This window comes from Pontibacter burrus, from assembly GCF_010686685.1.
Classification (GTDB): domain Bacteria; phylum Bacteroidota; class Bacteroidia; order Cytophagales; family Hymenobacteraceae; genus Pontibacter; species Pontibacter burrus.
Map to the genome: position 1 here is coordinate 440,994 of NZ_JAAGWD010000003.1, position 22,700 is coordinate 463,693.

Genomic DNA, 22,700 nt, shown 5'->3' on the forward strand with positions numbered 1-22,700 from the left:
GCTGCAGGCCTTTATTCGTTATTTTAAAGCATTTTTAAGCGCTGTAAAGTCATTGTCCGGGGCAGTTGTAGTGCTGCAGCCTTCCTGCCGTGCTTTTTGCTGTATGTTCTCTACGCGGTTTTCAGGGTTAGGGTGCGTGCTCAGGAATTCAGGTGGTGTTCCCTGTGCGGCCTCTTCGTTCATCTTAATAAAGAAACCGGCAGCTCCGTCGCAGGCATAATACTTAGTTCCGGCCAGGTATTCCACAGAATAATTGTCGGCTTCGGTTTCGGCATCACGGCTGAACTTGAGGCCTGCCAGTGTACCCGATAGTTGACCTGCAATCTGGCGTAGGGCACCCGGGTTATTACCTAAGGCAATAGACAGCAGCAGGTTAATACCGTATTGGCGCTGCAGCTGTTTTACACTATGGCGGCGGTCTGCGTGTGCTACCTCATGAGCAATTACTCCGGCAAAATGGTCTTCGTCGTTCAGGTATTTTATAAGGCCTGTAAATACATAAATATGGCCACCCGGCGTAGCAAAAGCATTTAATTGCGAATCGTCTCGGATCAGTTTCACATCCCAGGCAAACTGCTGGCGGTACTGCACTTCTCCTGAGTTCAGAACACGGTTCACAATTTTGTCGAGGTTAGCATAGGCCTGCTGGTTGGTGGAGTTACGCTCCATTAATCTGCCCTGCGCTCGGTACGTCGAATCTACTTGGTGGGCTACCTGTTTTCCTAAGGCTACATCATCTTCAACAGTAAAAAGCAGCACCCCGTCGTCGCCACAACTATAGAATGTAAAAGCACTGGCAACTACCAGGCTAAGCGTAAGTAAAGATCTTTTAAGCTTCATATGTAATCGGTATTTTATATATAGTTTACTGGCACTACAAAGTTTGTGCCTTACTATGTGTAGTTATAGCCCGAATGTACGAAGCAAAAACTACTGCTGTTTACAAACTATAGTTTAAGATCGGCTTGCCAGGCATAAAAAAAGCCCCTGATGTGTGTCAGGGGCTTTCCAGTGTGTAGTATAGCTTATTTTACGGATGATGTTCCAACGGGATTTCCGTTCGTATCCAGCTCTACCAATTCGTAATTCAGTTTCTGCAATTCTGGCAACACGGTCTTCTTGTCACCAACTACCACAATGTGCATTTTATCTGATGGCAGGTGTTTGGCAGCCAGTGCATCGATCTCTTTCTTCGTGATCGTGTTCAGGATCTGCGTTTGCTTGGCTACGTAATCCTTCTTCAGGTCATACTCCAGAATGCGGCCCAGGAAGACGGCTTTCTGACCAGGCGTTTCGTACTTGCGGGCATCAGACTGACCGATCGAGTTCTTCATGAACTGCAGTTCGGCTTCGGTAATACCTTTCGCTCTGAAATCGTTGATCTCTTTCATGAACTCCACTACAGAAGCAGCTGTCGCATCGGCACGAACACCGGCAGATGCCGTGAACGGACCAGCAAACTTGCTACCGCCAAAGCCTGAACGGGCTCCGTAAGTATAACCTTTGTCCTCGCGCAGGTTCAGGTTGATGCGGCTGTTGAAAGCACCACCCAATGCAAAGTTCATCAGCGATGCAGTCTTATAATATTCACCAGTAGCATCGTAAGGCATTGCTACATAACCAATTCTGATCTCAGACTGTGCTGCATCCGGCTTGTCTACAAAGTAGATCTTAGTTTTAGCTATTGCAGGCGTTTTTACATCAGCAGGGATGGTTACGTTTTTCTTTTCCCACTTCTTCAGGAAGTCCAGCTTGCCCATGATCTCTTTTTCAGAGATGTCGCCAACTACAACCAGGTCAGTTACAGAAGGAGAGAAGTTAGCCTTGTAGAACTGTTTCACGTCATCCAGTGTAATGCTGCTTACCGATTCTGTTGTACCGGAAGTAGGGATGGCCATGATGTGGTTCTCACCATAAAGCAGTTTGTTGTACACGCCGGTAGCAATGGCAGTTGGCTGTGTAGACTGGTTTGCGATGCCTTCCAGTTGCTGCTTCTTCAGACGCTCGAAATCATCCTGCGCAAACTTCGGACGGAACATACGCTCTTCCAGCAGGGCCAGCGTTTTATCCAGGTTCTTCTTCAGCGTCGATACCATGATGTAAGTATCTTCTGTGCCTGAACCTATACGGATAGAGCTACCCAGTTTATCCAGCTCGCTGCTGAACTGCTCTGAGCTATAGTTCTCAGTGTCTTCGTTAAGCAGAGCTGCAGTAAGCGAGGAGATACCAGCTTTGCCAGGGTTAGCTGCAGACAGTCTGTGGCCACCGGCTATAGTTAACTGTAGTGTTACAGTTGGGATCTCATCAGATTTTGTACCGATCACTTCCAGGCCGTTCTTGAACTTTGCAGTGTAGTAGTTAGGCACGCTAACTGCTTTCGCCTGGCCTGCTGTAGGGCGCTTGCTGCGGTCAAAAGAATCAACAGCTTTAGTATACTTCAAGTTGCTATAGTCCTGTGGCTGTGCTACCGACTTAGAAGTATCAACTTTATAGTTATCAGCTTTCGCTATTAGCTCTGACTTGCCTTTTGGCACTACGCTCAGGATAACGGCAGACTTGCCTTTGATGTACTGGTTGTACACGCGCTGTACATCCGCTTTGGTAACAGCATTTATGCGGCGGATTTCTTCCTGAAGATAGTTCGGGTTGTTACGGAATGTCTCATAAGCAGCAAGCTGAGAAACTTTACCGCTTACGCTGGCCATTCTGTTCACCAGGCCCGACTCAGCAGAGGCTTTAAAACGCTGCAGGTCTTCGTCGGTAACACCACGAGTTTCAAACTCAGCAATAGACTGGCGAAGCAGCTCTTCTGTCTGAGCAAGGCTAGTGTTCGGGAAAGCCATTACAGAAATACCAAACTCGCCGGCAAGCTCAGAAGTTGAGTTAAATGCCGAAGCAGACATGGCTTTCTGGTTCTTCACAAAGTTCTTGTAGAAGATGGAGTTTCTGCCCTGGCCCAGGATCTCTGCCAATACACCCAGTGCAGCCTCGTCTTTATGACCAGCTTCAGGTGTTGGGTAAGTCATGCGCAGCATCGGGAAGCGTACATTGTCTTCGTAAGAAATGTAGCGGTCTTTTTCCAGTTTAACCGGCATTGGCTTCATGTCATTCACGGCCGGGCCGGCAGGAATAGAGCCAAAATATTTCTCAACTAGCTTCACTACGTCAGCAGGGTTCACATCACCACCAACAGTTACAGTAGCGTTGTTTGGACCATACCAGCGCAGGAAGAAGTTTTTCAGGTCGTTTACGTTAACACGGTTCAGATCCTCGATGTAACCTATAGTTGTCCATGAATATGGGTGACCAAATGGGTACAGGTTCTCCGAAGTTTTTTCGTACACCAGGCCATACGGACGGTTGTCATAGTTCTGGCCGCGTTCGTTTTTAACAGTCTCGCGCTGTACTTCAAATTTCTGCTGTGTTACGGCATCCAGTAAAAAGCCCATACGGTCTGCTTCCAGCCACAGAGCGGTCTCCAGCTGGTTGCTTGGTACAGTTTCGAAATAGTTCGTTCTGTCGCGGTTTGTAGTTCCGTTCAGGGTACCACCTGCATCCGATACAATCTTGAAGTGTTCCTCATCGGCAACGTTGTCTGAGCCCTGGAACATCATGTGCTCAAAGAAGTGCGCAAAACCTGACTTACCAACCTCTTCGCGGGCCGAGCCTACGTGGTACGTAACGTCTACGTGTACTACCGGGTCAGAATGGTCTTCGTGCACGATCAGGGTAAGACCGTTCGCGAGTTTATACTTTTCGTAAGGAATAACCAGCTCATCGCCTTTTTTGGTTACTTTCTCTACCAGTTTGGTCTGTGCCTCGGCAGCGCCTATTACGCTTGCTGTGAGCACAATACTCAACCCAATTTTTTGTAGCATAAGATTAGTTTTTAGTTATTGTTTGCTTTGACCAATATAGTGAAATGAAGTTTAATTTACTATGTTAAAATAGACCAAATCCTATTTTGTATCGACCAAAACCTGGCGTGCAAACATAACCGATACCGTGAGGGTAAGCAGCGAGATGATCAGCATAGCGGTTGTGAGCAGAAATGCCATGCCAGACGTTTCGGTAGCAGCCGAATCGCCGCTTTGCTGCACCATGGCAAGCAGCTTTATGAAATAGGTTGCAGAGCGCCAGGCTAGCAGTATAGTTAGTAAACCTGCTTCGGCGGCACCTAAAAAGAATGCCCAGCGCTTGCCGCGTTTTAAAAAGTGCCCGGCCGTAAGCGCCAGAAAGCCGCCGATGCCACCGGTTATAAGTGCCGTGTTGGCCTGCTCGCCGGCTATGTCCACAGCCACGGCGCCGCACCCAATCAGGAATGCCCCGTAAAAAGCATACAGGTACGAAATGTTTTTATGCATGATAACTATAGTTAAACGTTAGCGCCTGCAAATTAACAGGTGTAGCCAAATGTACATCATAAAGTAACAATTACCGCTACAACTTTTGCTGGTAGCTATAGTATGAAGTGCAGGTAAAGTAAACAGAATGGGAAATAAGAACGAGATACATAACTTGCACGGCGACCCTGTCATGTCTGCTGAGGCTGCGGGACTGCGCTATACCTCGGATGAGCGGCCGGGCTATGCCCGCAAAAAGTCAGGCAAAGGCTACCAGTTCCTGAACGCGAAGGGAGAAAAGATAACTGACGAGAAAGTGCTGCAGCGACTGAATAAGCTGGTAATACCACCCGCCTGGACCGAAGTATGGATCTGCCCGAATGCTAAGGGGCATCTGCAGGCAACTGGTCGCGATGCCAAAGGCCGGAAACAATATATCTACCACCCGGAATGGAACAAATCCCGCAATGTAACCAAGTTCGGGCGCATGCTCTCGTTTGGGAAAGCACTGCCAAAGCTGCGTGCCCGGATCAAGGAAGATATTCAGGCCAGGAACCTGGACCGGCGGAAGGTAACAGCATTGGTGCTCTCTATTATGGATAATGCCCTGATCCGGATCGGTAACAGGCAGTACGCCAAAGCCAACGATTCGTACGGCCTGACCACCATGCGCGACAAGCACGTGAAAATAAACGGCAGCCAGGTAAAATTCACGTTCCGGGGTAAGAAAGGAGTGGAGCACGACATAGACCTGAAAGACCGCCGGCTAGCGCAGCTGGTAAAGAAGTGTAAGGATATTCCGGGCTATGATCTGTTTCAGTATTACGATGAGAACGGGGAGCGACAGGTGCTGGAATCTGGTGACGTAAATGCCTACCTGCGCGAAGCAACCAACCAGCCTTTTACAGCCAAGGATTTCCGGACATGGGGTGGCTCAGTGCGCATGGTAAAGTGCCTGGAAAACGTGCTGGAAGAAAACCCTGAACTGGAGAAAGAAAAAGCCATTAAAGCAGCCGTGAAAGATGTGGCAAAGGGCCTGGGAAATACGCCAACTGTGTGCAGCAAATACTACATTCACCCCGAGGTAGTGAATATGTTCCGGGAAGATAAACTGCTGAACTACCTGCGCAATCACGACGCTACCAAATCTAAGAACGAGTACTTATCCGGAACCGAAGAGCTGGTGCTGAAGATGTTACAGCGAGTTAAGAAGTTAGAAAGTTTGTAAGTTCGAAAGTTAAGGAGTTTTGGAAGGCACATGTAGAGACTTTTAGAGACGCAATACATTGTGTCTTAAACTATAGCAGACCTAACAATTAATAATTTAACCATTCAGCCATCAATCCATTCAACCAATCAACTATAGATTCAAAATAACATTTATAGTTTGATCTGGTTAAACTATAGTTTACATTTTAACGCCCATGGAAATAGGAATCACGACTTTTGTAGAGAATACGCCCGACCCGACAAACGGCAACCTATTGCCCCCGCACCAGCGACTAAAGAACCTGATGGAAGAAATAGAGCTGGCTGATCAGGTGGGGCTTGATGTGTTTGGTATCGGGGAACATCATCGTTCGGATTACCTGGTTTCTTCGCCGGCTATTGTGCTGGCGGCAGCGGCTGTTAAAACTAAAAATATTAAGCTATCCAGCGCCGTAACGGTGCTTAGCTCCGACGACCCGGTTCGGGTTTTCCAGGATTTTGCACACGTAGATTTGCTATCGGAAGGCAGGGCGGAGATTATGGCTGGGCGTGGTTCTTTTATAGAGTCCTTCCCGCTTTTCGGCAACGACCTGAAGGACTACGATACGCTTTTCTCAGAAAAACTGGATCTGCTGATAAAACTGAACAAAAGTGAGAAAATTACCTGGAGCGGAAAGCACCGGCCATCCATCGAAAACCGTGGTGTTTACCCAAGACCTTACCAGAAAGAGCTTCCGATATGGGTAGCAGTAGGCGGTACACCAGAATCGGTTGTTCGTGCGTCGAGCAAAGGCTTACCTATGATGTTGGCCATTATTGGCGGCATGCCCGACCGTTTTGTGCCTTTCACCAATCTTTATAAACAAACCTATAAATCTGCAGGGCACACAGCTCCAATGCAACTTGGTATAAACTCCCATGGTTATATTGCTGAAGACTCGCAAAAAGCGGCTGATGAATTTTACGGACCGTATGCGCAGGTAATGAGCAAACTGGGGCGGGAGAGAGGCTGGTCGCCGATGAGCCGTGATCATTACGAAGCTATGCGTGCGCCCCAAGGATCACTGTTAGTAGGCAGCCCGCAGCAGGTGATAGATAAGATACTTTACGAGCATGAGCTGTTCGGCAATACCCGTTTCCTGCTTCAGTTCAGCGTAGGCACTATTCCGCATGACAAAATGCTGCGCGCCATAGAACTGCTCGGAACTATAGTTGCCCCTGCAGTAAAAAAGGCCGTCGGAAAGAAAGACTAATACAAATTATAAGGCAGTTTTTACAAGTGGCAAAGTACTATAGTTTACCTGTAGCTGCCTATAGTTTAGTTTATTCATATCAAGTCTAGTGGGCAAAAGTATAATGTAGATCACAGGCAAAGGAGTCACGGTAAATGGATACTATAGTTTGCCGCGGCTTTTTCTGCTATAGTTTAGATTAAAACAGCTTCGGCTTAATCTTTTCTGATGATGCTGATTCTGCCATCTCCTTCTACATAAGCGGCTTTCACCTGCTCAACATGTTCGATCTGTTCTTTGCGAAGGCTTTCCTTCAGCTCTTCTTCTGTAATGTATTCGCGGCGCATATTTCGTTTCAGCAGCTTGCCGTCCTTTATGATTTGTAAAGCCGGGGCCGAGAAGATCTTTTCTATAAACTTTACCCGAAAGCTTAGCCAGTTTACGCTATAGTTTAAGAGCATTAAGGTCGTGATTACTATAAAGCCTTCAGTTATAGATTTATAACCTCCCAGAGAGTGCGTGGCAGCTTCTGCAATCAGGATCACGAAGATCAGGTCCATCATGGCCAGTTCGCCTCCGGTGCGGCGGGGTAGCACACGCAGCAGCAGTAAAATACCTAGGTACATAAGTGCACCTCTTATTATCAGTTCTGCAACCGGTGTTTTAAGGTGAAAAAGTGCAGCAAAATCAATCTTCAGTAGTTCCATAGCAAGCTCAACTATAAGCTGCGCTGCCTATTTTTTAGCAAAAAGGCAGTACAGTAATAGCTATAGTTTGCAAGTGCATACGCAGGTTTGTTCCGTAGGGCTGCCTGACATTGCATGCAGAAATGCGTCTATAGTTGAAGCCAGCAATTGCATCAGCAAATTTCTAAGGAGTAACTATAGGTTTACCTGAAGGTACTTAATCCTCTATGGCCTCGATGCCAAGTTGCTTTAACCGTTCCAGGTGTTCTTTCATGGCATTAAGCTGCTCTGGGGAGTGCCCTTGCCAGTCAGCAACTTCACCCACAACCCGAATTGGACTGCGTGTACGGTAGGATTTGGTCGGATTTCCGGGGAATTTCTTGTCTGTCAGGTTGGGATCGTCTTCAATCGGGCCGGTTGGCTCAACAATGTAAATTCTGCCTCGTCCTTCGCCCTGTGCAAGTTCGGCTCCCCAGGTAGCCGCATCCAGGGTGGCAGTAAGGTAAACGTACGCCGCTTTCCTGCGCTGACCATAGTTCGAACTATAGCCGGTCTCAATCAGGTCTCCTGTATTAAGATTTGCTTTGGTGCCATGGTAATATGTTTCAGCACGCTGGTCGTTGTTTGCGGCTCCTGATGTACCCTCACTGTTGGTTTTTTCCATAGGTATGATTGGCTATTTTTGTTAAGGCGGGCAATTAATACTGCTGTAAAACGGCTTTACTTTGCCGTATTTTCTTTTACCCTAAAGGCTACAATTTGCTTGATCAACTCATACGGAATCGGTTTGTCTACTGGAAATTGTACGGAGCCTTTTCCCTGTTTGTACACCGAAAGCTGATCCTTGAATTCTGCATGTCCTGAAGGAGTGGCGTAAAACCCGATATGCGATTTGAAAGCCGCAAAATAGACCAGCGGTTTTCCGTTCAGTTTATAGGCTGGCATTCCATAAGCAATTCCCTCCATGGCGTCTGGTGCAGTTTCAATAATTGTAGCACGAACCTTTTCCAATATGGTTTGCACGTCTTCAGAGAATAGTTTGATGTATTCGTCTGCAGTTTTAAAGTCAGTTTTTATATGGTTTTGCAAGTGCTTGATGGAGTACTTACTGGTTACTTATATAGCTGCATATGGAACCCTCACTGCGTTTATTTCAGGAATTTATTCTCTTATAAGCTTGATCGCAGTACCAATTTCATCAACAAAGGCATGTAAATAAGCAGGTAATTTTTATTTATTTGAGTTTATCACCCAGAATTTTTTAACTCCATTATCTGAGTATTCGAAATAGAGCTTGTCCTGTTTGACATCAGTAAAAGTGCCTATTTTGCCACTTTGTGATTGAAGAAGCTGCTGTGGTATTTTTGCAGTTACTGTGCTTACCTGTTGATACTTGTCTCTGCTTAGCTCTATATAGTCGCCATTGTGAAAGGTATTAAAAGGTGGATAGTATGCTGTTTCCTCCTTGTATTGAAAAAGGCTCTTGTTTTCTAGCTTATATACTGTGATGCATTCCCCACTTTTACATTTACCATAAAGCAGACCAAACACAAAATAGTCAGGCTCAGCATCCTGTTTTGCCGTGAATGCAGAAGCATAAAAACATAAAAGAACGATAAGTGTGAGGTAGAGCTTCTTTAACTTCATATTTTGGGTTGTTTTTGATCTTGCTTAACAGTCCCGTATAAACGACGCGCTAGGCCATCTGCCGTTGCGTGACGTTCATACAATGTTGGTGGTTGTAGTTTTATACCTATTACTAATATTACATATTGTCAGTATAGAACATAACAGACACACAAATAGATAAAGCTGTAAAGAGAAATAGAAAGGCAATGATATTTCCTTTAACATAATCCTCTTCAGGTAGATATATTTTGTATAGCAAATCGTTTGGAATTGATAGCTTATAAACACAAAACGTACTAATTCCCCATAGAATGAAAAATACAATTAAATAGGCATCAGTAATAAACGTCCTTAAACTCGCATGTCCATATAAAACTAGTCCAACTTCTAGCAAAGTTAATAACAGAAACACTATGGCCACACCAACTACTGACCTTGCCCAAAACCCGCTTAGCCAGCTATCTTCCCTCTTTCTGTATCTACAGTAAAGTGCAACAACCATTAGGTTTAATTTATTTAACTCACCTTCATCATATTTATTCATTTTAATTTTGTTTTATATTACCGAAACTATGGTATATCAGGAGTACCTACTCCTGTTATCTTCTCTATGTATAGAGTTTTTTAAAATCCTTTTAGCGAAGTAAGGATAAAATATAACACTATTTTATAGAACCTTATACAAAAAAAACAGCTACCGGAGAGGCAGCTGCTTTGTCTTAAATTCTATAGTTTATCACCCGTTACTTTTATAGTAATTGATCAGCATTTGGGTTGAACTGTCGTGGTTAGCAGGGGTATCTTGTAGCAGTTCCTTTTCTATAGTTGTTGCCAGCTGCTTACCCAGTTCCACGCCCCATTGGTCGAAACTATAGATGTTCCAGATTACGCCCTGCACAAAGGTTTTATGCTCGTACATGGCCAGCAATGCACCCAGGTTATAGGGCGTCAATTGCTTCATCATAATAGAGGTAGTTGGCTTATTGCCTCTAAAAAGTTTGTGTGGCAGCAGCGCTTCCAGTTCAGCTTCGGGCAAGTTTTTTTGTTGTAGTTCCGCTCGTACTTCATCTCTTGTTTTGCCTTGCATCAGCGCCTCGGTCTGGGCAAAAAAGTTGGAGAGCAGCAACGCCTGGTGTTCCCCAATTGGGTTGTTACTTTGGGCAGCCGCTATAAAATCGCAGGGAATAAGAATAGTGCCCTGGTGTATGAGCTGGAAGAAAGAGTGCTGGCTGTTGGTACCGGCCGCTCCCCAGATAACAGGCTGTGTCTGGTACGTTACTGGTTGTCCGTTTCTGTCTGTGCTTTTGCCATTGCTTTCCATCATTAGCTGTTGTAGGAACTCCGGAAGCAGGCGCATGTACTGGTCGTATGGCAATATGGCGTGGGTCTGGCAGTTAAAGAAGTTAGTGTACCAGATGCTCAGCAGGGCTATTAAAACCGGGATGTTTTGACGGAGCGGCGCTTTACGGAAATGCTTGTCCATGCTTTCGGCGCCACGCAGCAGTTGCTCAAAGTTCTGGTAGCCTACCGCGCAGGCAATAGACAACCCAATGGCCGACCACAACGAGAAACGGCCGCCTACCCAGTCCCAGAAGCGGAACGTGTTTTCAGGCGCAATACCAAATTTTTCTACTTCGGCGGTGTTGGTTGATAGGGCTACAAAGTGCTTGCTCACGTGCACAACATCTTTTGCCTGCTCCAGAAACCAGTTGCGTGCAGTATGGGCGTTGGTTATAGTTTCTTTGGTGGTAAACGTTTTGGATGCAATAATGAAAAGTGTTATTTCCGGGTCCAGTTTCCGGAGCACTTCTGCCGCATCGGTACCGTCTACATTTGAAATAAAATGTACTTCCAGGTCCGGTTGCTGATAAATTTTTAAGGCTTCGCAAACCATCTGCGGACCCAGGTGTGAGCCACCAATACCGATATTAACGATATGCCGGAAGCGCTTACCAGTGTAGCCTGTAATGCTGCCACTATGGATGCCATCGCAAAACTGCTGCATCTGTTTCAGTACGTCGCGCACTTCATCCAGAATATTTTCTCCGTCCAGTAGCAGCTCCTGATCTGAGAAATTACGCAGTGCCGTGTGTAGCACCGCCCTGTTTTCGGTGGCATTTATCTTTTCGCCGGTGAACATGCTTTCAATAGCACCCGGCACACCCATTTCCTCTGCCAGTTGCACCAGCAGGTTCAGCGTCTCGTCTGTAATGCGGTTCTTTGAGAGGTCAAAAATAAAGTCTTCGAATCGGAAGCTTAGTTTAGCGGCACGTTCGGGATCAGAGGCAAACAGCCCGCGCAAGTGCTGCGGCTGTAGTTGCTGGTAGTGTACCTGTAGCTCTGCCCATGAGGCGCAGGAGGTAGGAGTGGTGTTTCGGAGCATAAAAGCTGAAAGTTGGTGTTTTGCACTATGCGCTCAACTACTCTGATTTTAATTATCAGGTTACGGTTTCGGTAGCTGCATCAACTACCCTAAAGTTCAGAAAATAGTACCAAAACATCAAACTCCCGTATGAAAGAGTGCACTATGCCCGGCAATGTGCTGAGCAGCAGCATTAAAAATGAGTAGCACCATGGAACAGAATCAGAAAAAAGGAAACGCAGATAAGCCAACAAAGAAACAGGTACTCCGTGAAGATGATGGAAAGCGTACCCCACCTCAACCCAGCGCTTATGGCGTAGGCAATGCCCATCGAAATACACATCCGGAACAGGAGCCTAATGTTCCACCTCACGAACGAACAGAAGGCATCCCGTAAAACCGACAAACTATAGTTCCGGTTCTTTTTAATTTATTTATAGCTGATCTACTGCTATAACCGGGAACAGGTATGCCCGTAGAAGAGATCAACTTTTCAGAACAACTATAGTTTACATCAGCCAACGCTGAGTAGTCTGCTATGCCAACTATAAACTCCGACTCATGACGCTTAGATCCGGTACCGAAGTTAAACTTTCAGACCCTGCTACATTACCTCACGCCCTTGAAGCTTTCGACACAATACTGCAGAACCGCAAGCCTGCTGTTTTCCTGGACTACGATGGCTGCCTGACACCCATCGTACAGCGACCGGAGCAAGCTGTTCTGGCAGAGGAAATGCGGGATACGCTTCAGAAATTGGCTAAGGTATGTTTCGTAGCTATAGTTAGTGGCCGAGACCGCGCCAACGTGCAGCAGTTGGTAAAGCTGGATGAGTTATACTTTGCCGGCTCGCATGGTTTTGATATTTCCGGGCCAGGCAATTTGCATACCGAACCGGGCGGAGCAACAGAAGTGCTTTCTGCCCTCGATGCCGCCGAGCAGGAACTTAAGAGTGAATCGCAAACTATAGCCGGTGTGCTGGTAGAACGCAAACGCTATGCTATTGCCGTACACTACCGCAACGTGCCCGATGGGCAGGTGGAACAGGTAAAAGAAATAACAAGAACCATACTTGCCCGGCATCCGCAGCTTAAAAAAGGGCTCGGCAAAATGGTTCTGGAACTGAAGCCCAACCTGGACTGGCACAAAGGCAAAGCAGTACTCTGGCTGCTGCAGCATTTTAACCTTGATTCAGCGGAAGTTTTACCGATCTACATCGGCGACGATATTACAGACGAAGATGCCTTCGCATCGTTGCAGGGCAGGGGCATAGGCATTCTGGTAGGTCGCCACGACGAAAATACAGCTGCCAACTGTAGACTAAACGATGTGGCCGAAGTTCAACAGCTTTTAGAGAAGCTGAGCAAGTTTAGAAGTTAATAAGTTAGTAAGTTAGAAAGTTGAGAAATTCAGGAATTTTACGAGTGCAGCTGTCAGTAAAAAAGGCCTGTCGTGTATGTTGCGGCAAGCCTTTTCTTTTCGAAAGTGTTTTAACTTGCTAACTATCAAACACTATCACTTTGTCTTTGTGTTTGCCGCGCATGTGTCCGCGTATGATCTGCTGGATGTCTTTGTTGTCGTTGTAGCGGGTAATGGCGCCTTTAAAATCTTCCAGGGTGCTGGCCGAGAAAGTTTCATCTACAAACCCGAAACCTAAGTAAGTGCCGTATTCAACTACAACTATGGATTTCTCACCCGGCTCGCGGCCCTTTCCTATAATTACAAAACTGTTGTGCTCATAGGTAAACGAGTCGAGGGCTTCCGCTACACGCTTGTTATATTCTTCCGGACTTTCTTTGCCAATACAAGCGCCATTACACTGATGTACCTGGTAATCGAAGCAGGCACCGGTGGTTTTGTACAGGTCGCATAGTTTCTGGCACAAGTTATACTTCGCCACTTTATGAAACAGGAAACCCTTTGCTTTATAGTGATTCGATAGCGCGATCAGCGGCGTCATGTTCACATTGTCGGCCTTGTTAATACTGCCAAAGGTCAGGCGTCTATATCCTTTTTCGTCTTCGTATACAAAAATGCCGGTGTTAAACACGCTGCGGCGTTGCTGGCGGTTAAAGTGCGGCTTCATGCGTTTTATCTCTGCCGATTCAAACAGCAAAGCCACCAACTCATTGCCCATCAGCTCATAAGTAATATCCGAGATACTGTTCTTGAAATCAAGTGACTTACGGCTTTTATAGTCGATGTTGAAGTGCTGGATGATGCGCTTTTTGATGTTGATGCTTTTGCCCACATAAATCACCTCGCCCTTGTCATTATGGAAATAGTACACGCCAGGCACCATAGGCAGCGCATCTACCTGTTCTTTGCTGATGTTAGGGGGCAGCAAGGAAGTTTTGATCTCCTGCTTTAGTACCTGTGTGGTGTGTTCGGCAGCCATTTGCATGTTGCCATCCACCACCGGACGATTGATCTTGATCAGCTTATCAAAGAGGTGCGCCGTTGCTTCGGCATCGCCGATGGCGCGGTGGCGCTGCTGCAACGGTATATCGATGCTTTTGCAGAGTTTCCCTAAACTATAGGAGGGTAGTCCCGGAATAAGCGAACGGCTCAGGCGAACGGTGCACAGGGTTTTACGCTGGAACGTATAGCCCAGGTCGGCAAACTCTTTTTTGATAAAAGAATAGTCGAACCGTACGTTGTGGGCCACAAAGATCTTTCCTTCCGTAAACTCAACAATCTCCTTAGCTACTTCATAGAACTTAGGCGCATCCTGCACCATATCGTCCGAAATGCCTGTGAGCTGCGTTATAAAATAGGGGATAGGGCGCTGCGGGTTGATGAGCGTGTTATACTTGTCCACGATCTTCTCCCCGTCATGTATAAAAATTGCTATCTCTGTTATCTTATCCTGAGCAGGCTGCCCGCCTGTTGTCTCAATGTCGATGATTGCGTACAAATGACTCTGATTTAGGTCTGTTTCTAAGGCCGAAGCATCGGGTGCCGGCGGCTTTATACCTAAACCAATATTTTTAGTAAACCGTTTCAAATTAGGCGTGTAACTATCTGGTGTGCAAATAAGCTTAGTAATCGATGAGGATTTTACTCCGGCTCTTCGTCTGATTTTTTCCGTTTGCCCCGGCCTATTCCGTTCCAGATTTCCTGCAGCCAGTTGGTTACTTTTTTATGCCGCTTCGGTTCCACATCATCGATATCGGCCAGCAGAAAACCAAACGGCTTCAGCGGCTCATACACATCAAAAATTACTTTCAGCATGGCAATAATTGGTATCGACAGGATCATGCCGGGCGCACCCCATACCTCACCACCAATTAGCAGACCCAGTATAGCCGCAAAAGGGTTTATACTTACTTTAGAGCCTACTACAAAAGGCGTTATGAAATTACCTTCCATAAACTGCACTACCATAAACACTACAATCACCAGCACAGCATCTATCAGGTGGCCGGTAGTTGCCAGGGTAAATAAAGCAGGTAACATGGCACCGATCAGGATACCGATGTAAGGGATGATAGTAAGGATGGAAGCAAAAATGCCGAAGAAAATAGCGTACTTTACACCAAGCAGCAACAGGCCCGCAGAGTTCAGCAATGCCACGATCACGATCACGATCATCAGCCCCGAAATGTAGCTTTGCACTACTTCCTGTATATTTGTAACGGTCTGTATCATGCTGCTGCGGCGGTCTTTGGATACAAACCGGAACATAAACTGCTGCAGGTGATCGCGGTAGTAAAGCAGGCAGAAAACGAAGATGGGAACTATAGTTAGCGCTGCAATAGCACCTGTCGTCATGGAAATGGTATTGCCCAGAAAAGTAGTGGCAAGATTCTGCAGGCTGCTGATGGCATTCCGGACAAGGTCGCTTTTGTTTGATGGCTCTATTCCGAATTTGGTCTGTAAAAACAGCTGCACCTTATCTACCAGGTCGCTTACGTTGCTGCCAATTTTATCGAGCTCAGAAGTTAAGTTCAGTAACTGCACTGAAAGGAACCAGATAACTAAGCCCAGCACAATTACGATCAGGATGATGCTGAAAAGAATGGCAATTGGCCGCGGTACGCGCAGCTTAGTTTCCAGGTCTTGCACCAGGGGCAGCAGGAGCATGGCAAACAGTACCGCAAAGGCAAAAGGCACCAACACAGATTTAAACATCTGCAAAAGCCAGATCAGCAGAATGATGCCAAGTAAGATAACAGTGTATTTAAAATACGAGGGTAATTTTATTTCCATGGAGCGGGCACCCCTTTGCAGGTTATGCAATTAATTTATAGTTTTCTTTCGCTTACAATATACAAAAAAATAGATATTTTAATGCTAAAAATATTAGCTTGTGTCCACAAAATAAAGACTGCTATAGTTGAACCAGAATCCTGTTTAAGTGGTTTATATCCTATAGGATAAGCTTCTACTAGTAGTAATAAATGCTTGTGGCTAATTTTATTAGCAAATAAAATTTATTAATTTGCAAACCGGGAGGCACCGGAACTATTATTGCGTGCTGTCCCTTTTATTTTTCTATATTTCCGATTGATTTTACTTAAACAACTACACTTACGCTTACACAATGGCAGAGTTAGAGCATAATTACAACGAAGACAGTATCCGTTCCTTAGAGCCCCGCGAACACATCAGGCTGCGCCCTGGTATGTACATTGGTAAGCTCGGCGACGGTTCGGCTGCTGACGACGGTATTTACATTTTAGTGAAGGAAGTGATCGATAACTCCATTGACGAACATGTGATGGGTTTCGGTAAGACCATTGACATCAAAATATCTGACCACAAGGTGCAGGTGCGCGACTATGGCCGTGGTATTCCGCTGGGCAAAGTGATCGATTGCGTGAGTAAGATCAACACCGGTGGTAAGTACGACAGCAAAGCCTTCCAGAAATCAGTGGGTCTGAACGGTGTGGGTACCAAAGCAGTAAACGCACTTTCAAGTAACTTCCGCATCCAGTCGGTGCGCGACGGGCAGATGAAAGCTGCTGAGTTTGAGCGCGGCGTACTGACGAACGATTTACCTTTAGAAGCTACATCGCAGCGAAACGGTACGCTTACCACGTTCACGCCAGACGATACCATTTTCAAGAACTATAAGTTTAACCCGGAGTACCTGGAGAACCAGATCTGGAACTACGTGTACCTGAATGCGGGCTTAACTATAAACTTCAACGGCAAAAAGTTTTACTCAGAGAATGGCCTTTTAGACCTGCTGCGTAACAAAGCCGATGAAGAAGCTATGCGTTACCCGATCATCCATCTGAAAGGTGCGGATATTGAGCTGGCTTTAACCCACGGCAACGACTACGGCGAAGAATACTATAGTTTTGTAAACGGCCAGTATACGACGATGGGTGGTACACACCTGGCAGCTTTCCGTGAGGCAGTAGTAAAAACGGTGCGCGATTTCTATAAAAAGGATTACGATGCGGCTGATATCCGTGGTTCCATTATCGGTGCTATCTCGCTACGCGTGCAGGAGCCTGTATTTGAATCGCAGACCAAAACCAAGCTGGGTTCTATTGAAATGGGACCTGATGGTCCGGCGGTTCGTGCTTATATCAACGAATTTATAAAAGAGGCGCTTGATAACTACCTGCACAAGAACCCAACTACAGCCGAAGCGCTGAAGAAGCGAATTGAGCAGAGTGAGCGCGAGCGTAAGGACATGGCCGGTGTTAAAAAGCTGGCGAACCAGCGTGCTAAAAAAGCGAATCTGCATAACCGTAAGCTCCGCGATTGCCGCCTGCACTTTAACGAAGACAAGCACGAGAACTCACTGCTTTCTACGCTCTTCATAACAGAGGGTGACTCGGCGAGTGGTTCCATTACCAAGTCGCGCAACGTGGATACTGAAGCGGTATTCAGTTTGCGCGGTAAGCCGCTGAACTGCTTTGGCCTGAAGAAAAAAGTAGTTTATGAAAACGAGGAATTTAACCTGCTACAGCACGCACTTAATATTGAAGAAGGCTTGGAAGGCTTGCGCTACAACCGCGTGGTAATCGCAACCGATGCCGACGTGGACGGGATGCACATCCGCCTGTTGATGCTGACATTCTTCCTGCAGTTCTTCCCGGATCTGGTGCGTAACGGCCACGTGTACATCCTGGAGACGCCACTTTTCCGTGTGCGCAACAAGAAAGAAACGATCTACTGCTATAACGAAACAGAGAAGCAGGAAGCTATCAATAAACTGGGCAAGAAGCCGGAAATTACCCGATTTAAAGGTCTTGGTGAGATCTCGCCGGACGAATTTGGCAAGTTTATTGGCGACAACATTAAACTGAAGCCGGTAATTCTGCAGAAGGATTCTACCATACAGAAGATACTAAGCTACTACATGGGTAAAAACACACCGGAGCGTCAGCAGTTCATTATCGAAAATTTGAAGATTGAAAAAGACATAGTTGAAGAAGTATATGCATAACGACGATATAAACGAAGAATTGCACCAACACGAGGAAGAGGGACAGGAACAGGAAGTAGCATTTACCGATGGCGAAGAAGAAGTCATCCATAATGTAACCCCGGTTGGTGGCCTTTTTGAGAACTGGTTCTTAGACTATGCTTCTTATGTAATTCTGGAGCGTGCGGTACCAGCTATCGAAGACGGTTTTAAGCCAGTGCAGCGACGTATTCTCCACGCCATGAAGGAAATGGACGATGGTCGCTTTAACAAAGTGGCCAACGTTATTGGTCAGACCATGCAGTACCATCCGCACGGTGATGCCTCTATTGGAGATGCTATAGTTAACCTGGGCCAGAAAGACCTGCTGATTGAGACGCAGGGTAACTGGGGTGATGTACGTACGGGAGATAGCGCTGCTGCAGCCCGTTATATCGAGGCTCGTCTTTCTAAGTTTGCCCTTGATGTGGTATTTAATCCGCAGACAACGCAGTGGCAGCTAAGCTATGATGGTCGTAAGAACGAGCCGGTGACACTGCCTGTAAAGTTCCCAATGTTATTGGCACAGGGTGTAGAAGGTATTGCCGTAGGTCTTTCGACCAAGATCATGCCGCACAATTTCAAAGAGCTGATCAAGGGTTCGATAGATGTGCTGAAAGGCCGTAGCACCACACTGCTGCCAGACTTCCCGACCGGAGGTATGATTGACGCTACCAACTATAACAATGGTGTGCGTGGTGGTAAGATCCGTGTGCGCGCAACTATAGAGAAGGTAGACAAGACAATGCTCATCATCCGCGATGTACCTTACGGTACAACGACAACCGGTTTGATGGAATCTATAGTTAAGGCGAGCGAGAACAACAAGATCAAGATCAAGAAGGTAGTTGATAACACGGCTGCCGAGGTGGAGATACAAGTGCACTTGCCAACTGGTGTATCGCCAGATCTGACCATGGATGCGCTGTATGCTTTCACTGATTGCGAAGTTTCTATTTCGCCGAATACCTGCGTGATCATCGACGAAAAGCCGCACTTCCTGAGTGTGGACGAGTTACTGCGCATCTCTACCTTCAAAACAGTAGACCTGCTGAAGCGTGAGCTCGAGATCCGTAAAGGTGAACTGGAAGATAAGTGGCATTACTCATCCCTGGAGAAGATCTTCATTGAGAACCGCATTTATCGCGATATTGAAGAGTGCGAAACCTGGGAAGCTGTGCTGCAGGCGATTGATAAAGGGCTTGACCCGTTCAAGAAGCTGTTGCGCCGTGAAGTTACCGAAGAAGATATTATTCGCCTGACAGAGATCAAGATCAAGCGTATTTCGAAGTACGACTCTTTCAAAGCGGATGAATACATTAATAAGCTGGAAGAGGAAATGGCTGAGGTAGATGATAACCTGGCTAACCTGATCCGCTATGCAATTGCATACTTCGAAGGCTTACTCAAGAAATACGGACAAGGCAAAGATCGTAAAACGCAGATCAAGACCTTTGACGTGATCACAGCACAGAAAGTAGCCATTGCCAACCAGAAACTGTACATGAATGCCAAGGATGGCTTTATCGGTACCAGTTTGCGCAAAGATGAGTTTGTGTGCGACTGCTCTGATATGGACGACATCATCGTGTTCCGTAAGGATGGCAAATTCATGGTTACGAAAGTAGCTGACAAGACTTTTGTGGGCAAGGACATTATTATGGCCGGCGTTTACAACAAGAACGACGAGCACATGGTGTACAACATGATCTATGTGGATGGCAAAACCGGCGTATCGTTTGCGAAGCGCTTTGCCGTGAAGTCTATTACCAGAGACAAGGAATATGACCTTACCAAAGGAAGCAAAGGCTCGAAAGTACATTACCTGACAGCCAATCCGAACTCAGAGTCTGAAGTGGTGAGTATAACACTTGCACCGCAGTCTACGGCCCGCAACAAACAATTTGATTATGACTTTGCCGAACTGATGATCAAGGGTAAAGGTTCTAATGGTAACATCGTGACCAAATACCCGATCAAGAAAGTAGTACAGAAGAGCCTTGGTGAGTCTACTTTAGGTGGCCGTGAGATTTTCTACGACGAGGTGATCGGACGTCTGAATACCGAAAGCCGTGGCCGTTACCTGGGTTCCTTTAATACAGATGATACCATCCTGGTGATCTACGAAGACGGTACATATGAGCAAACGTCCTTTGACCTGAACAACCATTATAGTGTTGAGAAGATCAAGGTGCTGCAGAAGTTTGATCCGGAGTTGGTTGTATCGTCAATTTATTATGACGGAGACAATAAAACCTACTATGTAAAGCGTTTCAGGATAGAGACTTCTACGGTTGGTAAGAAATTCTCCTTCATTTCTGAAAGCAAAAACTCCAGACTGGAAGCAGTGTCCACGCATCCGGAACCACTGGCAGATATCAAATTCAAGCGAAGCCTGCGTGGCGAGAAAGAATCTGAGAAATTACTGCTCAGCGAGTTTATTGATGTGAAAGGCTGGAAGGCCATGGGTAACAAGCTCAACTACTTCAAGATTTACGATGTGAGCGTGCCGAAACAGGAGGTAGTGGAGCATGAGGAAGAGAAGCCGAAAGCTAAAAAAAGTGCTAAGCGTGAACCAGTTACCCTGCCATCGGAGTTAAAGGAACTGGCTGAGGAAGCTGCACGTGCAAGCGGAACTCAACCTGATTCTCTTGACGACGTAGAGGATAGTATACAGGAAAACAGTGCAAAGAAAGCTATAAAAGAAAAGAAACAACTGAATCTATTCTAGCATAAGCACTGCTTCTTGTCCAAATTCCTTAATACAAGTAATCTGACTTATGAAGCAACCGCGACAGGTAAGTATATTTTTGCTAGTGCTCTGGCTGTTGGCCGCCCCATTGGGTGTTGCTGCAAGCGAGAGCACTGAGCAGCTCCTGAAAAAAGCGGAACAACTCATGGTTAGCTACCGCGACAGCGAAGCGCTGGCGATGTATGAAGAAGTACTGCAGGCAGTACCTGATAACTATACTGCTTTGTGTAAAGCCAGCTTCCTGCGGTGCCGCATGGGAGAACGCATCACAGACGAAGGAACCAGGATTGCATTTTACAGCAAGGCAAAAGAATATGCGGCCAGAGCCTATAGTTTGAAACCAGCCGATGCCGATGCAAACTATGTTATGGCGCTTTCTTTAGGTGCCATGGCAATGGTTTCGGGACCTAAGCAAAGGCTGACAGGCATTAACCAGATGAAATCATTTTTAGATGCAGCGCTGGCAAGTAACAGCAAACATGCCGATTCGTGGCATTTACTGGCACGATGGAACTATAAAATGGCGAACCTGAACTTTGCCGAGTCTGTAGCAGCTAAAATGATGTTCGGTGGCGTATGTGATGAAGCCTCTAACCAGAAAGCTATAGAAGCCCTGCAAACGGCTATAAAGTATAACCCGAATAACATCCAGTACTATTTCGATCTGGCGATGATTTATAAGGACCTGAAACAGAATGATGCTTTTACGGGAACACTGGAACAAGCTTTAGCTCTTGAAGTAACTACACGTGACGAACTTGAGCTATCGCGACGCTGCAGGATAATGCTACAACAGTATCAGAAATAGGCATTGAGTATAAAAGTTTTAAAAGCCTGCTGCAGATTTGTAGCAGGCTTTTCTTTTACGGCTATAGGTACCAACATTAATAATTCCATAAATATTATCTAATTTAGCGCACCTATGCAAGGTCGGAACTATAGCGCATTTTCATTCATTAGCAGGGCTGGACGGCTTTTGTCGTTTGCGCTGCTGGTTTATGCTACGGGCTGCAATATGGAGCGGGGTACCGGCGAACGCATGGTAGACCTGCAGCATGTAACCGATGACGAAGACGCCCAGTTAAGTAACCTGGATGCAGCTATTTCCCGGAACAAACAGGATGCAAGTTTATACGCCCGGCGTGCAAAAGTGCTCATCAGGCGTCAGGAATATGAGAAGGCGTTAAGCGATGCCAACAGCGCCATCGGGCTAAATGAGAGCAACATGGGTTACTTGTTTCTGAAAGCGCAGGTTTTACGTTCTCTGGGCAAGCCCAATGAAGCTTTAAAACTTGCTTTACAGGCAGAGCGCAATTCGTATCAGAATGCTTCGCTGTATACTTTGCTGAGCGACCTTTACTTGCAGTTAAAACAGCCGAATGAGGCTGGTAAAGCTGCACGAAAAGCATTGGAATTCGATCCGAATAACGGCTATGCCTTATACTTTAAAGGAAAAGCTTCCGCTGCTATTGGCGATACCACACGTGCACTTGCCAACTATAGATTAGCTGTAGCAGAAGAGCCCGATTTACTTGAAGCGCAGCGTGAACTGGCAGGCGCCTTGGTCTTTAAACATCAGTTCGAAGATGCCAAACCACAGCTTAGGAAAGTGAAAGCGCTGTTGCCGAAAGATGGGCTGGTTTGGTTTTACCAGGGTGTTTACTATCAGTTGCAGCAAAAGCCAGACAGTGCCTTATGGAGCTACAGCCAAGCATTAAAATTAGCAGATACCCTGCAGGTGGCCCATGCCAGAACAGGCATCCTGTTGTATAGCCGCTACGATTATGCAGGTGCTATTTCACATTTAGAAAAAGCAATTGAAGGCAACCAGAAGAATATTAAGTATATTTCGGCGCTTGCGAATGCTTATGAACGAACCGGACAGAATCTGAACGCGTTAGAGCAGTATCAGCGTGTCATTGCACTGCAGCCTGATCATGCCCTGGCAAACCAGAGCATCAATAGGTTAAAAGCTAAACTTACACGGCCTGTTCCTTTTGTAAGACGCGATACAATAGAGTACTTACAAAGCAGATAATAATATCACGAGTCAATAAAAC

General features: G+C 46.2%; 19 protein-coding genes. 8 read left to right on the top strand and 11 right to left on the bottom strand.

The features are described 5' to 3' along the window. Positions 1 to 18 precede the first annotated feature (18 nt). From GXP69_RS09320 to GXP69_RS09330, 3 genes are all read right to left on the bottom strand, one after another. The gene (locus tag GXP69_RS09320; RefSeq protein ID WP_163914670.1) at positions 19 to 840 is read right to left on the bottom strand and encodes a M48 family metalloprotease; all 822 of its coding nucleotides are present in this window, start codon (positions 838 to 840) and stop codon (positions 19 to 21) included. A 185-nt stretch (positions 841 to 1,025) separates the two neighbouring features. Continuing rightward, positions 1,026 to 3,878 (bottom strand): M16 family metallopeptidase, encoded by a 2,853-nt coding sequence (locus GXP69_RS09325; protein ID WP_163914672.1) that lies wholly within the window; start codon positions 3,876 to 3,878, stop codon positions 1,026 to 1,028. An 81-nt stretch (positions 3,879 to 3,959) separates the two neighbouring features. After that, a complete protein-coding gene (locus GXP69_RS09330) occupies positions 3,960 to 4,364 on the bottom strand; it encodes a hypothetical protein (protein ID WP_163914674.1) in 405 nt (134 codons plus the stop codon). 127 nt (positions 4,365 to 4,491) lie between these two features. On the opposite strand from GXP69_RS09330, the gene GXP69_RS09335 reads away from it, so the two are divergent. Next, the gene (locus GXP69_RS09335; RefSeq protein ID WP_163914676.1) at positions 4,492 to 5,571 is read left to right on the top strand and encodes a DNA topoisomerase IB; all 1,080 of its coding nucleotides are present in this window, start codon (positions 4,492 to 4,494) and stop codon (positions 5,569 to 5,571) included. Positions 5,572 to 5,767: 196 nt separating this feature from the next. Continuing rightward, positions 5,768 to 6,805 carry an LLM class flavin-dependent oxidoreductase gene (locus GXP69_RS09340; protein WP_163914678.1) on the top strand — a complete coding sequence of 346 codons (1,038 nt, stop codon included), beginning with the start codon at positions 5,768 to 5,770 and terminating at the stop codon, positions 6,803 to 6,805. 194 nt (positions 6,806 to 6,999) lie between these two features. Here GXP69_RS09340 and GXP69_RS09345 read toward each other — a convergent pair whose 3' ends face one another. From GXP69_RS09345 to pgi, 6 genes are all read right to left on the bottom strand, one after another. After that, complete coding sequence (locus GXP69_RS09345; RefSeq protein ID WP_163914680.1) at positions 7,000 to 7,491, bottom strand: DUF421 domain-containing protein; 492 nt, start codon at positions 7,489 to 7,491, stop codon at positions 7,000 to 7,002. Positions 7,492 to 7,687: 196 nt separating this feature from the next. Continuing rightward, positions 7,688 to 8,134 (bottom strand): NAD(+)--rifampin ADP-ribosyltransferase, encoded by a 447-nt coding sequence (arr, locus tag GXP69_RS09350; RefSeq protein ID WP_163914682.1) that lies wholly within the window; start codon positions 8,132 to 8,134, stop codon positions 7,688 to 7,690. A gap of 56 nt (positions 8,135 to 8,190) precedes the next feature. Then, the gene (locus GXP69_RS09355) at positions 8,191 to 8,559 is read right to left on the bottom strand and encodes an iron chaperone (protein ID WP_204281969.1); all 369 of its coding nucleotides are present in this window, start codon (positions 8,557 to 8,559) and stop codon (positions 8,191 to 8,193) included. A 141-nt stretch (positions 8,560 to 8,700) separates the two neighbouring features. Beyond that, complete coding sequence (locus GXP69_RS09360; RefSeq protein ID WP_163914684.1) at positions 8,701 to 9,117, bottom strand: hypothetical protein; 417 nt, start codon at positions 9,115 to 9,117, stop codon at positions 8,701 to 8,703. 118 nt (positions 9,118 to 9,235) lie between these two features. After that, positions 9,236 to 9,643, bottom strand: a complete 408-nt coding sequence (locus tag GXP69_RS09365) for a hypothetical protein (RefSeq protein ID WP_163914686.1) — start codon at positions 9,641 to 9,643, stop codon at positions 9,236 to 9,238. 192 nt (positions 9,644 to 9,835) lie between these two features. Beyond that, positions 9,836 to 11,482: a glucose-6-phosphate isomerase gene (pgi, locus tag GXP69_RS09370; protein ID WP_163914688.1), complete on the bottom strand. Its 1,647-nt coding sequence runs from the start codon at positions 11,480 to 11,482 to the stop codon at positions 9,836 to 9,838. A gap of 190 nt (positions 11,483 to 11,672) precedes the next feature. On the opposite strand from pgi, the gene GXP69_RS09375 reads away from it, so the two are divergent. Next, positions 11,673 to 11,858: a hypothetical protein gene (locus GXP69_RS09375; protein ID WP_163914689.1), complete on the top strand. Its 186-nt coding sequence runs from the start codon at positions 11,673 to 11,675 to the stop codon at positions 11,856 to 11,858. Between the two features lie 164 nt (positions 11,859 to 12,022). Beyond that, entirely contained in the window at positions 12,023 to 12,841 is an 819-nt protein-coding gene (gene otsB, locus GXP69_RS09380) for a trehalose-phosphatase (protein ID WP_163914691.1), read from the top strand. Positions 12,842 to 12,959: 118 nt separating this feature from the next. On the opposite strand, the gene GXP69_RS09385 is transcribed toward otsB, so the two are convergent. Continuing rightward, positions 12,960 to 14,378, bottom strand: coding sequence for an exonuclease domain-containing protein (locus GXP69_RS09385; RefSeq protein ID WP_163914783.1), 1,419 nt, complete (start codon positions 14,376 to 14,378; stop codon positions 12,960 to 12,962). A gap of 143 nt (positions 14,379 to 14,521) precedes the next feature. Next, positions 14,522 to 15,703, bottom strand: coding sequence for an AI-2E family transporter (locus GXP69_RS09390; protein WP_235925639.1), 1,182 nt, complete (start codon positions 15,701 to 15,703; stop codon positions 14,522 to 14,524). Between the two features lie 304 nt (positions 15,704 to 16,007). Here GXP69_RS09390 and GXP69_RS09395 point away from each other — a divergent pair, with 304 nt between their 5' ends. The 4 genes from GXP69_RS09395 (at position 16,008) to GXP69_RS09410 (ending at position 22,678) form a co-directional block, all read left to right on the top strand. Next, positions 16,008 to 17,870, top strand: a complete 1,863-nt coding sequence (locus GXP69_RS09395) for a DNA topoisomerase IV subunit B (protein ID WP_163914695.1) — start codon at positions 16,008 to 16,010, stop codon at positions 17,868 to 17,870. Next, a complete protein-coding gene (locus tag GXP69_RS09400) occupies positions 17,863 to 20,619 on the top strand; it encodes a DNA gyrase/topoisomerase IV subunit A (protein ID WP_163914697.1) in 2,757 nt (918 codons plus the stop codon). The genes GXP69_RS09395 and GXP69_RS09400 overlap by 8 nt, the downstream gene beginning before the upstream one ends. A 49-nt stretch (positions 20,620 to 20,668) precedes the next feature. Continuing rightward, complete coding sequence (locus GXP69_RS09405; protein WP_235925641.1) at positions 20,669 to 21,448, top strand: tetratricopeptide repeat protein; 780 nt, start codon at positions 20,669 to 20,671, stop codon at positions 21,446 to 21,448. A 168-nt stretch (positions 21,449 to 21,616) separates the two neighbouring features. Beyond that, a complete protein-coding gene (locus tag GXP69_RS09410) occupies positions 21,617 to 22,678 on the top strand; it encodes a tetratricopeptide repeat protein (RefSeq protein WP_163914698.1) in 1,062 nt (353 codons plus the stop codon). Positions 22,679 to 22,700: the final 22 nt, after the last annotated feature.